15 protein-coding genes are annotated in these 15,241 nt (G+C 42.8%); 8 read left to right on the top strand and 7 right to left on the bottom strand.

Features of this window, described 5'->3' with window-relative positions; genetic code table 11:
- Position 1 precedes the first annotated feature (1 nt).
- Complete coding sequence (locus FC62_RS05725; RefSeq protein ID WP_054745561.1) at positions 2-406, top strand: YtxH domain-containing protein; 405 nt, start codon at positions 2-4, stop codon at positions 404-406.
- A gap of 49 nt (positions 407-455) precedes the next feature.
- On the opposite strand, the gene FC62_RS05720 is transcribed toward FC62_RS05725, so the two are convergent.
- Positions 456-1,556, bottom strand: a complete 1,101-nt coding sequence (locus FC62_RS05720; protein WP_054745597.1) for a M24 family metallopeptidase — start codon at positions 1,554-1,556, stop codon at positions 456-458.
- A 148-nt stretch (positions 1,557-1,704) separates the two neighbouring features.
- Here FC62_RS05720 and ccpA point away from each other — a divergent pair, with 148 nt between their 5' ends.
- Positions 1,705-2,706: a catabolite control protein A gene (ccpA, locus tag FC62_RS05715; RefSeq protein WP_054745563.1), complete on the top strand. Its 1,002-nt coding sequence runs from the start codon at positions 1,705-1,707 to the stop codon at positions 2,704-2,706.
- 88 nt (positions 2,707-2,794) lie between these two features.
- On the opposite strand, the gene FC62_RS05710 is transcribed toward ccpA, so the two are convergent.
- The 3 genes from FC62_RS05710 to FC62_RS05700 form a co-directional block, all read right to left on the bottom strand.
- Entirely contained in the window at positions 2,795-5,536 is a 2,742-nt protein-coding gene (locus FC62_RS05710) for a transglycosylase domain-containing protein (RefSeq protein ID WP_056946779.1), read from the bottom strand.
- 136 nt (positions 5,537-5,672) lie between these two features.
- The gene (gene pepV, locus FC62_RS05705; protein WP_054745565.1) at positions 5,673-7,070 is read right to left on the bottom strand and encodes a dipeptidase PepV; all 1,398 of its coding nucleotides are present in this window, start codon (positions 7,068-7,070) and stop codon (positions 5,673-5,675) included.
- Between the two features lie 14 nt (positions 7,071-7,084).
- Positions 7,085-8,485, bottom strand: a complete 1,401-nt coding sequence (locus FC62_RS05700; RefSeq protein ID WP_056946449.1) for a glycerophosphodiester phosphodiesterase — start codon at positions 8,483-8,485, stop codon at positions 7,085-7,087.
- Positions 8,486-8,580: 95 nt separating this feature from the next.
- On the opposite strand from FC62_RS05700, the gene FC62_RS05695 reads away from it, so the two are divergent.
- Genes FC62_RS05695 through FC62_RS05675 form a run of 5 tightly spaced genes read left to right on the top strand, consistent with a single transcriptional unit; the run spans position 8,581 to position 12,172 of the window.
- Positions 8,581-8,895, top strand: a complete 315-nt coding sequence (locus FC62_RS05695; RefSeq protein WP_054745569.1) for a hypothetical protein — start codon at positions 8,581-8,583, stop codon at positions 8,893-8,895.
- A 9-nt stretch (positions 8,896-8,904) separates the two neighbouring features.
- Positions 8,905-10,272, top strand: a complete 1,368-nt coding sequence (locus tag FC62_RS05690) for a bifunctional metallophosphatase/5'-nucleotidase (RefSeq protein ID WP_056946447.1) — start codon at positions 8,905-8,907, stop codon at positions 10,270-10,272.
- Position 10,273: 1 nt separating this feature from the next.
- Positions 10,274-10,768 carry a YutD family protein gene (locus FC62_RS05685; protein ID WP_056946445.1) on the top strand — a complete coding sequence of 165 codons (495 nt, stop codon included), beginning with the start codon at positions 10,274-10,276 and terminating at the stop codon, positions 10,766-10,768.
- Positions 10,758-11,543 (top strand): TIGR01457 family HAD-type hydrolase, encoded by a 786-nt coding sequence (locus tag FC62_RS05680; RefSeq protein WP_054745573.1) that lies wholly within the window; start codon positions 10,758-10,760, stop codon positions 11,541-11,543. Before FC62_RS05685 ends, FC62_RS05680 begins: the two co-directional genes overlap by 11 nt.
- A complete protein-coding gene (locus FC62_RS05675) occupies positions 11,540-12,172 on the top strand; it encodes a TIGR01906 family membrane protein (protein ID WP_056946443.1) in 633 nt (210 codons plus the stop codon). Before FC62_RS05680 ends, FC62_RS05675 begins: the two co-directional genes overlap by 4 nt.
- Positions 12,173-12,204: 32 nt before the next feature.
- Here FC62_RS05675 and FC62_RS05670 read toward each other — a convergent pair whose 3' ends face one another.
- From FC62_RS05670 to FC62_RS05660, 3 genes are read right to left on the bottom strand one after another with little or no spacing between them, the layout of a single operon-like run.
- Entirely contained in the window at positions 12,205-12,855 is a 651-nt protein-coding gene (locus FC62_RS05670) for a DedA family protein (protein WP_056946441.1), read from the bottom strand.
- Between the two features lie 9 nt (positions 12,856-12,864).
- Positions 12,865-13,371 (bottom strand): phosphatidylglycerophosphatase A family protein, encoded by a 507-nt coding sequence (locus FC62_RS05665; RefSeq protein ID WP_054745575.1) that lies wholly within the window; start codon positions 13,369-13,371, stop codon positions 12,865-12,867.
- A gap of 21 nt (positions 13,372-13,392) precedes the next feature.
- Positions 13,393-14,343 (bottom strand): NAD(P)/FAD-dependent oxidoreductase, encoded by a 951-nt coding sequence (locus FC62_RS05660; RefSeq protein ID WP_174795627.1) that lies wholly within the window; start codon positions 14,341-14,343, stop codon positions 13,393-13,395.
- Between the two features lie 139 nt (positions 14,344-14,482).
- Between FC62_RS05660 and FC62_RS05655 the strand changes: the two genes are divergently transcribed.
- Positions 14,483-14,845 carry a CvfD/Ygs/GSP13 family RNA-binding post-transcriptional regulator gene (locus FC62_RS05655; RefSeq protein WP_075362774.1) on the top strand — a complete coding sequence of 121 codons (363 nt, stop codon included), beginning with the start codon at positions 14,483-14,485 and terminating at the stop codon, positions 14,843-14,845.
- The last annotated feature ends 396 nt before the right edge of the window (positions 14,846-15,241 follow it).

Genomic DNA, 15,241 nt, shown 5'->3' with positions numbered 1-15,241 from the left:
TATGTCTAAATTTGGAAGTTTTGTGTTTGGTGTGGTGGTCGGTGCTGCTGCAAGTCTCGTTGCCACAACCTTGCTCACACCCGATACTGTTGAAGAATTAACTGATTCAGTGAAGAACCAGACGAAGGATTTAAAAGACAAGGCTCTAGACTTAAAGAATCAAGCCGAGAGTAAGGTGTCCAGTGTGTCTGGTGAAACCCTTGACAATCTCAAGAAAAAGTATGATAACTCCACTGATCTGATTAAGAGTCAGTTACAATCGTTTCCTAAACAGGTTGTGAACGATGATTCAGAGTTAACAGATTTCGACGATATCATCATCGATGACACAGAGGCCTTCAATGATGACCCGACTGACAATGACAGAATTTTAAATGAATTAAACCAAGAGCAAGATAAAGACTAATTATTCTGGTAAACAAAAAATCACACATTTGATTGTGTGATTTTTTGTTTTAGTGAACTGCAATTGTTTTAAGCTCTTTAGGCGTGTGTGTGAATGGTACGAAGCCATTTTCTGTTAGGTGCCCACAGTCTTCAATTCTGACACCGGCAACACCTGGAATGTAGATACCTGGTTCGATTGAGAAGCACATTCCTGGTTCTAACTCCATGTCGTTACCTTCCATGAGTGAAGGAAATTCATGGGTCGATTTACCAATACCGTGGCCGAGACGGTGATTGAAGTATTCACCATAACCGGCTTTAGTGATGATGTCCCGCGCAACGGCATCTAGCTCAGCAGCGGTGATACCAGGCTTAGCCTTATCCATCGCGGTGAGATTCGCCTCAAGACAAACCTTGAAGATATCTAGCGCCTTATCGCTTGGTGTACCATAAGCGACCGTTCTGGTTGCATCGCTCATATAGCCGTTTTTAACAGTACCAAGATCAAACAGGATAAGTTCGTTAGGCTGAACTGTACTCAAAGTTGGCCCACCGTGTGGATTGGCGGCATTAGCACCGGTCTGAACGATTGTATCGAAGCTCATTTCCATCACGCCGCGTTTCTTCAGTTCATATTCAATTTGACCAACCAGACCACGCTCGGAGACGCCTGTTTGGACCGCGTTGAAAGCCACCTCAAAGGCAAAATCGGCGTCCGCACCGGCTTGTTCCATGATGGCAATTTCTTGTTGTGTCTTATAGAGCCGCGTCTGTTCGATGAAACGAGATGCATCCTGTGTGAATGAGGCGGTTGGAAAAGCTGTTTTGATTGCTTGATAACGGAAAACCGATAAATTATCTTTCTCAATTGCCCATTTTTCAAAATGATTTGTCCGCTCTTTAATTCTTTCTGCTATAATCTTAAAGGGATTTTCATGGTCAAGGTAGCCGTATACATCGGAATCAAACTCGGAGTTCTTAGCCTCCTCGACGTTTAGTTGAGGGGTAAATAGAAATGGGGCTGCATCTTTGAAAACAAAGAGTGCAAGCACACGTTCCTCTGGGTCAGAACCGTAGCCACTGAAATAATTCACATTGACGGGATCACTAATATACGCCACATCGGTGTTAGTATCCTGGAGCCATTTCTGTAATTTATCAAGTTGTATCATAATTTGTAACCTTCTTTTCTCGTGATAATAAAAGTATAGCATAATCATCTGCAAGTAAACGAAAAAACAGCTAGTAACCGCTTGCAAATTTTTGGTATGTTTGTTATTTTAGAGAAGTGCAGACGATTGAAAGCGGAGAATAACGATGGAAAAACAAGAAATAACAATTTACGACGTAGCTCGAGAAGCTAAAGTTTCTATGGCAACTGTTTCCCGTGTTGTTAACGGTAATAAGAATGTACGTGATGATACACGTCAAAAAGTACTTGCTGTTATTGATAGACTTAACTACCAGCCAAATGCGGTTGCTCGCGGACTAGCAAGTAAGAGAACGACAATGATTGGTCTAGTTGTGCCTGAACTTAATAACCTTTATTTCTCCGAGTTATCGAAGGGAATTGACGATATTGCGACTATGTATAAATACAATATTATTATTACAAGTGTTGATACTAGCGTAAATCGTGAAGAAGATGTCATCTCAGCGCTTTTAAGCAAGCAGGTAGATGGAGTTATCTACATGACAAATGAGCTCTCTACGATTGCAAGAGACGCTTTCACGCGTACCAGGACGCCAGTTGTCCTAGCCGGTACAGTTGATGCTGAATCTAAGTTACCAACTGTCAATATCGACTACCAAGCATCAATTACTGAGGCAGTGGAATTGCTGGCTAACAATGGGCGTAAGAAACTTGCCCTGGTTGTTGGCAAAGAGGATGCGGATATTAACCGTTCTTACAGAATGAAGGCCTTCGCTGAAGCTACCACCAAACTAGGATTGACCGACAGCGCTGATTTGATCTTCCCGAATAACTTTGGCTACGAAGATGGTTACGATTTGTATGAGAAGATTAAGGCAAATAATGTTGACGGAATGATTGTGACGAGAGATGTGACCGCTGCTGGGTTAATGAATGCCGCCCTGGACGCCGGGGTGGACGTACCAGCCGATTTAGAGATCATTTCTGCCAATAACACGATTATCTCTAAAATTGTCCGACCAAGTATGACTGCTATCAAACAGCCGTTGTATGATATCGGCGCTGTAAGTATGAGAATGCTCACTAAATTGATTAATAACGAGGAACTCGATGAGGAGCATGTTACATTGCCATATTCTATTTCAAAGCGTAATAGTACTAAATAATTAACTCACTGACAGATAACAAAAAAAGGAATTAACGGCAAAACGTTAATTCCTTTTTTTTGCATTGCGGCGCAACTACCAGCTGAAACTAGTTGTTGCCGCCAGTTGTTTCTGGCGGATTCGTTTGCTGGCTAGGTTGTTGGGTATTCTGGTTCGGTGACTCTGCATTGGAGCCTGCACCTGTTTGGTTGGTAGTCGTATTACCAGCCGGTTGGTTCTCGTTAGAGTTAGTTGGTGGTGTTCCACCTGTGGTCTGTGGTTCTTCGTCGTTTCCTTCAACCTCAGTATTGGCACTAGGAGTAGAAGGAGGTGTAATGTTTGTTCCATAATAATTTTCGTTCAGAGCAGAGTTCTTGTTATCCACAAACAGATCAGCAACATTTTCTTTCGTATTAATGGTTTCACCTGTGTAGTACAGCCTAGTTCCATAATTACTTAATTTGCCTAATTTATAATCAAAAAATAGATCATAATCCTTCTTGTTTGCCCCGACGGAGAACTTAGCAGATGCTGCTCGTGCGTGTGTTGAGAGGCTCAGACTAGTGGTCATTGATCCAGTGAGCTTTACCGTGGCTCCGTCATAGTTCACTGAACCCGCCTTGGTTCCAGTTTGACGCAAAACTCCATGAGAATGTACAGTAGCAGGTTTCTCACTGGCTTTGTCTAACTTGAATATCTTAGGATTAGTTGCATACAGCTGATTGACCATCTCAGTCCACAGGCTCATGTTAACAGAACTGGCGTTATCGCTCAGTGTATACGTGTGACCATAGAAGTTATCGTAGCCCATCCATGATGAGATTGTGACGCCGGGTGTTGCACCGTTGAACCAGATATCTCTGTAGTCGTTACTTGTACCGGTTTTGCCAATCAGGTTACTGGTGTCGAAATTCAAACCGTAACTTAGTTGTGCAGCGGTACCCTGCGTCGTTACCTCATGCAGCATTTTCTGCATAATATAGGCTGTTCCCTTAGAAAAGACCTTCGTCTTCTTTGTGTGATGCTGATAGATTACTTTACCACTAGGATCAGTAATCTGATCGATATAATATGGTTCACTTCTTGCACCGTCATTATAGAAAGAGGCAAAGGCAGCTGCGTTCTCCGCTACGGAGAAGCCATACTTAGTGCCACCAAGTGCGAGTCCTAGCTGTTTAAATTCGCTATTCTCGATGTTGAAACCAAGTTTTTGCATATATTCCTGAACTGGGGTTTGCTTGCGTACTTCGTTGAACAAACTAACAGCGGGCAGATTATAGGACATTCTTAGGGCCTCATCGGCACTGATGAAGCGATTCTCAACACTTTGGCCATAGTCGGTTGGTATATAGCTACCATAGTTGGTTGGAAAGTCGGGTAATACTGTCTTCGTACCAATCAATTTGTTCTCAATTGCGGGAGCATAAACAAGGTAGGGTTTAATCGATGAACCGGGAGAACGGTACGTGTTAAATGCATGATTGACTTGTGAATTCTCGAAGTCTACGCCACCAGCAAAAGCAATTACTCGGCCGGTCTCGTTATCAATCATTACGGAGCCGTTCTGTGCTTTCTCGGTTATATTGACGTTACGATTCAGTGAGGTGTCATAGTTGGTGGTCGTGTGCACCGTTCCTAGTTCGGCATTAGCAACAGTCTGACTCATGATAGCGTACATATTCTTATCAATAGTTGTCTTGACGTGATAGCCCTTTTGTTTCAAAATTTCGCTAGCTTGAGCAAGGTATTGGTTGTATTCTGCCTCGTCCTTGACAACATCAGCTACTCGCTCTTTATTCTGCCTGATGAGCGACTTTGCGATCAACTCGACACTTTTATTAGCGACCAGATTATAGAGGTAATTATTGTAGCCATTGACTTGTGAAGTCTTTTGCGGCTGTGCGAAATCTTGTGCGAGGTCATAGTTCTTTGCTGCTGTGTATTCCTTCTTTGTGATATTTCCGTTGCGGTACATCCGGAAAAGGACGATGTTCTTTCGTTTCAAACCAAGTGAGTAGTCCTTCTTTAATTTTCCCGTGATGGTGAATGGGGTGTAGGCAGATGGACTTTGAGGTAGGCCGGCAATAAAGGCAGCCTGTGGGAGGGTAAGATCCGCAATTTTTTTGCCGAAAATCCCTATAGTAGCCTCCTCTATTCCCGCGATATTCTGGCCGGAACTGTTCTTACCGAACGGGACAACGTTTAGATATGCATTCAGGATTTCGTCCTTGCTGAAGTGTGCCTCAATCTTCTTGGCAAAAAACATCTCGATTACTTTTCTCTTCCAAGTGGTTTGGTTAGTGAGAAACTGCATCTTAACCAACTGTTGGGTGAGGGTAGAACCACCGGTTCTTACACCGATACCCGTTAGTTCGGAGAAAATAGCGCGGATTAGTGACTTAGGAAGCACACCAGAATGATCGTAAAATGTCTCATCCTCGGTGGAGATGACCGCCTGTTTAACTAGCGGTGTAAGCTTATTTTTGCTGATATGGGTCGCCTTAATATCCGATTTGATGTCGGAAATCTTCTGCATGTCAGCATAGTAGAGTGTGGAGGATTGTTCCGGATGGTTTATCTGCTTATCTAGTTGGGCAATCGAGGGTACGGGCTGATCTTGAAGTAGGCCGACGGCGAAGCCAATTCCAATACCCAAAGCGAGAAAGGCACCGAAAATGAGCACAAGAAAAAAACGTTTAACAATACCTTTAATAGTTAGGTACACGGTACCTAAGTAAAATTGGCCCTTGCTAGCGTTACTCTCGTTGGCGTATTTGCTGACCCTTGGTAGGGTCATGATGCTTTGTCGCAAACGGTTAAACACCGCACTAAGCTGGTGCCATATCCTCATTGCAATTTGTTTGACCTGTGCCAATAGTTCGTTGATTTTATTCAATTTAACACCCTTTTTGAATTAGTGTTTCCATTATAACTTATTTATTTTTTTGCCGCATAAAAAAAGACAGATGTAACTGTCTTTTAACATACTATTTGGTCAATTCGTAGATTGCTTCCGTGTAAATTGCCACAGAATCAATTAATGCTTCTTCCAGCATATACTCGTTTGGTTGGTGCATGACGTTTGGCTGATCTTCTGGTTGGGCCCCAAATGCTACACCACGATCGAAGATTCTACCATAGGTTCCACCGCCAATGATTGTCTCATGACCAGGTTTACCGGTCTGGTGTTCGTAAACTGCGAGTAGGGTCTTAACTAGCGGATCCTCACCACTGACGTAGTGTGGTCCTTGATTATGTCCCTTGACTGCTGCCGTAGCGAATTCTCCAAGATTACCATTAATGGTAGTCACCATCTCGTCTGGTGTAGTTCCTTTTGGATAACGAACATTAATTAAGATTGTGGCATTATCAGAATCGTAGTCATAGACATTAGGTGCACTGGATAGTTCACCCATCAAGTCATCATGATGATTGATGCCTAATTTGCTCCCCGTGAAGTCCTCGTGCAAGAAGGAGGAAATTGTCTTTAGGTAGTTTAAATCACGACCAGCAAAATCAAATTGGCTGAGGAAGAGGCCTAAGAAAGTAGCGGCATTTCTACCAAGTTCTGGTTCTGATCCGTGAGCACCTTGGCCGTTTAGCACAACTGTTGCGTTATCACCGTTAAGTTCAAATGTTCCGGTTAGTTGATTTTCGGCCAGGAATTTTTCATATGCCGGCTTGATTGCTGCGAAGTTAGCCGAATTAATGGTTGCCTGAGCAGTTTGCGGAACCATGTTTGCTGCCAGACCAGATTTAAAGGAAACCAGCTTGTCCTTGCCGGTGTTTGCAACACCTTTGAATGTTAGTTCAAAGGATACAATTCCCTTCTCACCATTGATAATTGGAAATTCTGCATCTGGTGAGAAGACGAAGTCAGGTCTAGGTTCCGTTTCAAGGTAACGGTTTATCCCGGTCCAGTCATTTTCTTCATCTGTACCGACGATGAAGTGAATTTTCTTAGTTAATTTAACGCCCTGTTCTTTCAAAATCTTTAATGCGTAGTAGGCAGCGAGGCTAGGACCTTTGTCGTCAGCCACACCACGACCGTACAGCTTACCGTCCTTTGCTGTCACAGTGAATGGATCCGTGACCCAACCATCACCTGCAGGAACTTCATCCATGTGACCAATGATCCCGAGAGTCTCGTCTCCTTCACCAAACTCGACCCGACCAGCCACATTTTCAATATTGGCGGTCTTAAAGCCATCTCGCGCAGCAATTTCTAAGAATTTTGCTAGTGCCTTTGCAGGACCAGGTCCTAAAGGAAATTCAGCTGTCTTATTTGCCAGGTCGCGCGATGAATCAATTGCAACCATGTCTTTTAAATCGCGCATTAATTCTGTGCGTTTCTCTTCAGCTAACTTTTTGTAATCTAATGTCAATGCTCTAGTACCTCCTAAAATTTCGATAGTTTAATTCTATCATTAATACTACTAAACGCGAGGTTCGAAATAGCGAAATATTTAATAAATTTCTGGTTTAACTGGTTTAAAGGAGCCACAATCGCCTGTTGTAAGCTAATGTTTGAAAGCCTTTTTGCGGGTTTCTGAGCAAAAAATATTTGAGTGGATAGGTCCGCGTGTTCGTCCGGAAAAATCCCGTAGATTAGCACGTTTTTTCCCTGTATCCACCCGTGGGTAGTTTCAAACCACGTCTCACCGCCGGAGGTGTTCATGCCAACGATACTTAATGGGGTATTAGCAGTTAGCTTACCAACGACCTTGGTGGGGGTGAGCGGATTATCATAAAGGGAGTTAGCTCCGCCAGCTTTTAAGATTATTTTCTGATTGATGTAAGGGAGATAGTTTCTCTCATCGAGATTGAAATTAACCGTGTCTGCGGGAATAAACTCACCATTTTCGAGCTGATAAAATGTGCGATGGTTGACGATGACCGCAGAGTCTACGTGAACTTTTCTAAATGGTGGAACGGTCTTGTTGGTACCAAGATCGACGTAGGGATTCACCCGTGTGGTTAGCGGCGCCTTAGAAACGACGACTGCATCTCGGTCAACCCGATACTCTTTGGTGCCATCCTTGGCCAATTTGTACTGAAATCCTGTCGAGGGGTAGTTAGTCACGACGCCATCAATGGGTAAGTTAACTAGCCAATTCCACTGTGCCGGATTTTCCTGCATCTCATCCCAAACAAAGACTTTCTTGTTTAATGAATGAAGTTGCGAGATTAGCTTGCTATTCACTAGCTTCGATGAGATGTTGATGCCGTCAACATAAGATAGTACATCAAAGTTGATCCGTTTAAGAGAGCCAACGATGAAAATTAAAGGTAGGCCAGGCATGAGTTTGCTGAGTGATTTCAGACTCTTGTAGCTGAAGGAATGGACTAAGACTCGATCTGCCATGTGATATTGCTCAATCGTCTCCACCAGTAATTGCTCCATGTTCTTTGGATTGTTGTACTTGGTTTTCTTAGTCTCGATAAGGAATTTAGTCTCGGGACGTTCTGCGTAGTAAGCGAAAATCTGGTTGAGGGTATGCATTGGTTCGCCGTTAGCCTGGTGTAATGTACTTAAATAGGCGAAATTATTTTGTGATACAATAGCAGATGTACCGGTGATTCGTTGTAAATCTCGGTCGTGTGAAATTACTAATTGATTGTCCTTTGAAACATGAAGGTCCAATTCGACATAGTCCGCACCATCGGAGAATGCTGAGTCGAAACTAGCAATTGTCTCCTCTGCAACTTTGACGGGATTTCCACGATGACCGACGACGGTGAACCCACTTTGGGTCACCCAGATAATTAATGCAAAAACAAAAAAAGAGAATTTACGCATCTGTTTCACCACCTTACAGATATTTACTGTAGCATGGATGCCGTTTTTTTTCTATTTCGCAATTCAGATGAATTTTTTGAAGGATGGAGATTCTTGTGGCAGAAACATATCAGACATTTGATCTAATTGAAGAGATTACGCGTGTTGACGGAACGCGCTACTACGAAGTTGCAAATATCATGATGAATGGCGTGGCGGAGGCTGCGGCAATTAAGGGATTAATCAAAAGTGTCAGAATCTTACAACTAAATATTCCCCGTAGTAAAAGTCTAGTAACTTATGAGGAGTATATCAATGAGACCTATCAATTTCCAAGTTTACAGTTAACTAGTTGGGAAGAGTGGGCTAAACCAGAGGGACCGATTGCCGATGCGTTTAACCTTATCTTACAGACGAACCATATTGGTTAGGGAGTTATAATGGAATCAATTCGCATTGTGCATACAAATGATTTGCATTCACATTTTGAAAACTGGCCGGTGATTAGACGTTACATCGAACGCGCACAAAAGGATGAGACTGTTTCCCAGACACTTACTTTTGATCTGGGCGATTTCATGGATAGGAGTCATCCTCTGACCGATGCAACTGATGGCGGTATTAACATTGAGTTGATGAATAATGTGCACTATGATGGGGCGACCATTGGCAATAACGAAGGCATCGGTAATCCGCATGCAATTCTTGAGCACCTGTTCGATCACGCAAATTTCGATATTTTATTGGGGAACTTGTTTGAGCAAGATGGCAAACGACCGGCGTTTTGTCAGCCCTACAAGATTATTACAACAAAAATGGGAACTAGGATTGCTGTACTCGGCTTGACGGCTGCATATCCCCTGACGTACGAACCAAACGGGTGGGACATCCATTTGATTACGGATGTATTGCCAGGACTGCTAGCCGAACTTAGGGGACAGTATGATTACCTAATCCTGCTGAGCCATCTAGGCATTACCATGGATAAGTATCTGGCTAATGAGTTTAAGGAACTAAATCTCATTATCGGTTCACACACACACCATCTGTTAGAGAACGGTCTAGTGGTGAATCAATCGATGCTTGCTGCTGCTGGAAAGTGGGGCCGGTATATTGGTGATATTCGCTTAGAGTTCGATGTCAATCACCAATTGGTGCAGCAGCAGGTTAATACAGTTAAAACGGCGGATTTGCAAACTCTTCCGGGGGATGCAAAGGAAATTGCGGGCTATGTTGAACGGGGTGAAGCATTACTCGCGCATGAGCACGTCGCAACTTTACCAGCCTCATATGCTGCTAAAAAAACAGAGATGGCAGACGCGCTCCATGCAATTGCCCAAACCGCTGGAACAAACTTAGCTATTTTAAACACGGGATTATTCGTGCAACAGTTACAGCCAGGACTATTAACAATGAACGACTTGCACCAAGGCTTACCACATCCGATGCATGTTGTTCGGGTTAAGCTACGCGGTGAAGACCTCTGGCGTTTAGTCATGGAGATGGAGAAAAACCGTAATTTTTTGCGGAATTTTAAAATCAAGGGTATGAGCTTCCGGGGGAAAATATTTGGTGAGATTAAGTACCTCGGAATTGAGGTTGATCAAGCTACGAGAACAGTTTATGTAGAAGGACAAGAGATTGATACGGAGCGTGATTACTACATTGCGCTGCTTGATCATTACGTGTTTATACCGTTCTTTCCCACCATTGAAATTATGGGAGAAACGAAATTCTACTTTCCGAAGTTCTTCAGGCAAGTGGTTGCCGATTATCTGAGTCACAAATATAAATTAGAGGATGAATAGGGTGTCAAATCAAGAAGAAAATAAGGTTAAGGTCAGGCATGCACCGGCAGATGTAGTTTTAGTGAGTCCGGAGTTTGTCGTCATTAACCAGTTAAAGTACCGCGTCGTAACGAATTACCGCAATGCGTTAGATAGCGAATTATTGAAATTAAAGTTTGATCCTTTTTTGGACAAATATGATTATTTAGTGGGCGATGTCTCTAGTGATAAACTGCGGCTAAAGGGTTTTTTCAAGGGAACATCGAATAAGATCAACCTGGATAAGCGGGTTGAAACGATAGAGGATTACATTTACGAGTATCTGAATCCAGGTGTCGCCTTTTTTGTCTTGGAGTCACTAACACCGAAAAAAATTAAGGTACCAGCAAGAAATAAGAAACGGCACAACGAGCAGCCTGTGAAGAAAACCAATTTAACAGGTAAAGTTGCCGAGAAAACAACCAAAAGAAGACGACACAGCTTCGTCATAAAGAAGAGGGACACAAGTGAATCATAAACATAAACAGTACAGGGGATATCTGATTGATTTGGACGGTACAGTCTACCGGGGTACCGAGTCAATACCGGAAGCAACAGACTTTATCAAGCGACTACAGGACGCAGAAATTCCCTATTTGTTCCTGACAAATAACACCACCAGAACGCGGCAAATGGTGGTGGATAAGTTGGCAGGACATGGGATTACTGCCACCGTCGACCAAATCTACACGCCGAGTTTAGCCACACGTGATTACCTACTAGACAAAGCAGACACTAAGAAACCACTTTCGGTCTATATCGTGGGCGAGATTGGCCTTTATCAGGCGCTTTTGCAGGCCGGATTTGTGTTGGATAACGAACACCCTGACTACGTTGTCGTGGGCCTCGACAACGACCTAACGTATGACAAGGTCAAGAAGGCTGTTCTGGCTATCAGAAGCGGTAGTAACTTCATTGGTACTAATGCCGATAAAAACTTACCAAATGAAGAGGGACTGGTGCCCGGTGCTGGCTCGGTGATCGCATTCGTTGAAGCAGCCGTCCAGAAAAAGGCGTTATATATTGGTAAACCTGAACGGATTATTGTAGATATGGCCTTAAAACAATTGGACGTTGCAAGAGATGATGTCATTCTAGTTGGCGATAACTATGACACTGATATTAAGGCGGGTATCAACAGTGCACTCGATAGCCTCTTAGTCTACACTGGTGTGTCAACGAAAAATCAGGTGGCCCAACAACCGATTAAACCAACTTATGAAATTAATGACCTAACGGAGTGGAAACTATGAGAACGCGTGAACCGGGCATCCTTCGCAGTTTAACGCAATTGCTGTTTGGTTTCGTGACAGCAATTGTGGGTACTATCTTATTGAGCTGGCCACTCCTCTACCTGTTCTTGAAAGGTGAGCACCTGAACAAGTTGGTTTCCTTATCGGTTAAGCAAGTAATGGGTAATTATAATGATTTAATGGCTTACTTACTATCACCATTTGTTAAAACACTAAGAATGCGCGATTTACCAACATCAGTCTCTGCTGCCAGTCATTTTTATGAGGTGAAGAATCTTTTTCAACTGGTGTTAGCAATCTTTTTGCTGTTATTGGCAGCGCTCATTATTGCTAAGTATCAGCGAATTGACTTTCGCTTAGATAAAAAAATGGCGTTGTTATTCATGGTTCTACCCGTGGTGGTCGTTCCTTTTGCGTCAATGAATTTCGATGCATTCTTTGTCTTTTTCCACGGAATATTCTTTCACAACAGCGACTGGCTCTTTGATCCAGTGACCGATCCGATTATTAATGTCTTGTCGGAGAACTTTTTCGCGAGTTGCTTCGTAATGTTTCTAGTATTATATGAAATCTACTTCGGCTCTTTTCTATTCAGCACCAAACGAAAAAGCATGACGAGTGAGAACTAGCTCATTTATCATGCTTTATTTTTATTGCCTGTTTAACGAAGTTGGCGCCTTTGTGTGATTTTCTTGCGAAGATAGACAATTATAATTGGAACGACAGAGACTAAGATAATTGCCACTACAATTAGTGAGAAGTGGTCCTGGACAACGGGAAAGTTGCCAAAAAAGTAGCCGATGATACTGAACAGACTGACCCAGAGAAATCCGCCAAGAAAGTTATAGGCGATGAAGTGACGGTAAGACATTTTACCCGCACCCGAAACGAAGGGGACGAAAGTCCTGATGAAAGGGATGAAACGACCAATTACGATCGTCTTCCCGCCGTGTTGCTCAAAGAAGTGTTCCGCTGCTGCTCTTTTGTCCTGATTGATTAGCTTATTGAACCAATTTTTCTCGCTTCCTTTTTTAGCTGACCAACGACCAATTTCATAGTTAATCGTGTCGCCCAGGATGGCAGCGAGTATAAAGATGAAGTAGGCCAACCAGATATTTAGGGCGTACTTCGGGTTTGCTGCCATAGCAGAGGCGGCGAAGATCAGGGAATCACCCGGTAGAAAGGGGAAGACAACCAAACCTGTCTCGATAAAGATGATGAGGAATAAGATGAGATAAGTCCAATTACCGAAGTTATTTACAATTCCAACGAGATGTTGGTCAATATTTAATATGAAGTCGATTAGTTGCATGCGTGCTCCTTAGTTGGAATAGATGTTGTCGTCTTCTAGTTTCGGATTCTTATGAGCAAGACGACTGGCGGTAGCTGCAGCGATTGCCCCAACAATGTCATCTAAGAAAGTATTAACTTTGCCAGTTGATTTGTCGTTTAGAATAGCTAGAATACCAGGCTTAACTTTATCTATATAGCCATAATTTGTAAAGCCAATTGAGCCATAAAGATTAGTGATTGAGAATGACATTACTTCATCAATTCCGTACAGCCCCTCGTCCTTCTCAATAATTTCCTGTAGTGGTGAGAATAGTTTCTTTTCCTCTGCTAGTAGGTCAAGCTGAATGCCGGTCATGATCGCATTTTGTACTTCTCTTTTCCGCAATACGAGGTCGAGACTTTCATAGATCATCTCTGGTGTTAATGTTTTGATGTAATCTTTCTGGAGAAAAATTACTAGGTCAACAAAGTCGCGTTTCGTCACTCCTCTGCTTTCAAGTAGCTTAATTGTTCTATCGTAAAAATGTTCTGGCATATTATTATCCTTTTCTATTATTTATTTGATACTCGTTGAATGGAGCGTGATTTTCTTCTCTGGAAAACGACTGCGCATAATGTCGGTGATGGCAATCTGGGCTTCGCCGAAACCGAGGGCAATGATGGGCACGCGACTTTCATAAGTTACAGCATCGCCGATTGCATAAATGGCTGGTCGGTTGGTCGCCATTTGGCGATTGACATGGATAAAACCGTTGTCTGTTTTGACGCCCCAATCGTCGACAAAGTCATTCTTAGTCTTGAATCCATATGCGACAAGTACCTCGTCGAAAGTCTCTTCTAGTGTTGAACCTTCAGTGACATCCTTTAGCGAGAGCTTAATTTGACCGGATGGAGTGCTCGTAACCTGAATGGGGAGGTAAGGCGTGATCAGCTCAGCATGCTCACTATCATTCAAATGAGCGATGGTTCTGTCGAGACCACGGAACTTGTTTCTTCTATGAATGACGGCAACGTCGACCCCATTTTGTTGAAGTAGGTCAGCCCAATCCAAGGCAGAGTCACCACCACCGAGTACAGCAACTCTTTTGCTGGTGAAGGCAGCTGGATCCTTGATGAAGTAATGGAAATGCGGTCTTGCAGATTCAGGGATATCGAGCGGCAGTTTCTTTGGAGAGAACGCTCCTAGCCCAGTTGCAATAATTATACTCTTAGCAGAGAGCTCACCGTTTATAATTAAGCCAGCAGCCGCCTTATTCTGATCGATTGTCTCTACCTTGTAATTAGTTTTAATTGTTGCTGATTCCGTGCTAAGTTGGTTACTAAGATTTGCAGTTAGCTGGTCTCCGGTGATTCTTGAAAAAACCGGAATATCTAGTAACTCCTTGGCTGGATAAATTTGAGCAGGTTGCCCGCCAACTTGTGCAAGGCTTTCAAGTATAACAGTAGAAAGCCCGTGCAGAGATGCAAAGTATCCGGCATACAGGCCAACTGGGCCAGCGCCAATAATTGCTAAGTCATAATTTTCTTCCATGAATATTTGCCACCTTTTTGACTTTGTGATATCAACTTTAACATTAATGTTCACGAGTTTCATTCTTTTAATCAAGTGCTAAATAGATTAGAATTGAGTTTGAGGTATTGTTTTGATGAAAATTGGAGAAAAAATTACCGGAGTTGTAAAGGGTATTCAGCCATATGGTGTTTTCCTGCTTCTCCCAAATAAACGCCAAGGGTTGATTCATATCTCTGAGTGTCAGTCTGGTTATGTAGGAAATATTAATCAGCTTTTTACTGTTGGCCAAACTGTCCAAGCGATGATCATCGATATTGATGAATACTCTGGTCAGATCAGCCTGTCCTTAAGAGCGATGGAGGAACGACCAACACCTCGTAAGTACGGATCAAAGCATACCTGGACACAGCGTAAAACCCGCCTGGGGTTTGCACCTCTTGCTTCGGAAATGAATGGCTTCGTCTGCGAAGCACTAAAAAAATACAAAAATGCTTGACGGTACTCCGTTCAACTGATAACATTGTTCAAGTCGTCAAGTACGACGGCCAGAAATTTCGTTAAAAAAATCATTGAGATTACTTGATTAACTTTTCTGGTTTTGGTATGCTTTTAAAGCATTGTTAGCGGTAACAAGGATGCAAAAAAGTTTAAAAAACTTGTTGCATTCGGGCAATGGTTTTGGTAACATAATTAACTGTTGCTAAGCGAGAAATTGAGCGAAATAAGCAAGTCTTTTAAGGTTAATTATTTTAAAAACTTTCTTGCCATAATCGCAATAATGTGATAAAATTATCAAGTCGCTGAAAGCGACACAGTAGACCTTTGAAAACTGAACAAAGTTTCGATTTAAGTGTGCGGGGGGTCAAACCCCTAAAGATTTAAGCGAAGTCAA

Source organism: Amylolactobacillus amylotrophicus DSM 20534, assembly GCF_001434555.1.
Taxonomy (GTDB): Bacteria; Bacillota; Bacilli; order Lactobacillales; family Lactobacillaceae; genus Amylolactobacillus; species Amylolactobacillus amylophilus.
The sequence above is the reverse complement of the archived record's forward strand: the minus strand, read 5'-3'. Positions and strand labels throughout refer to the sequence as shown.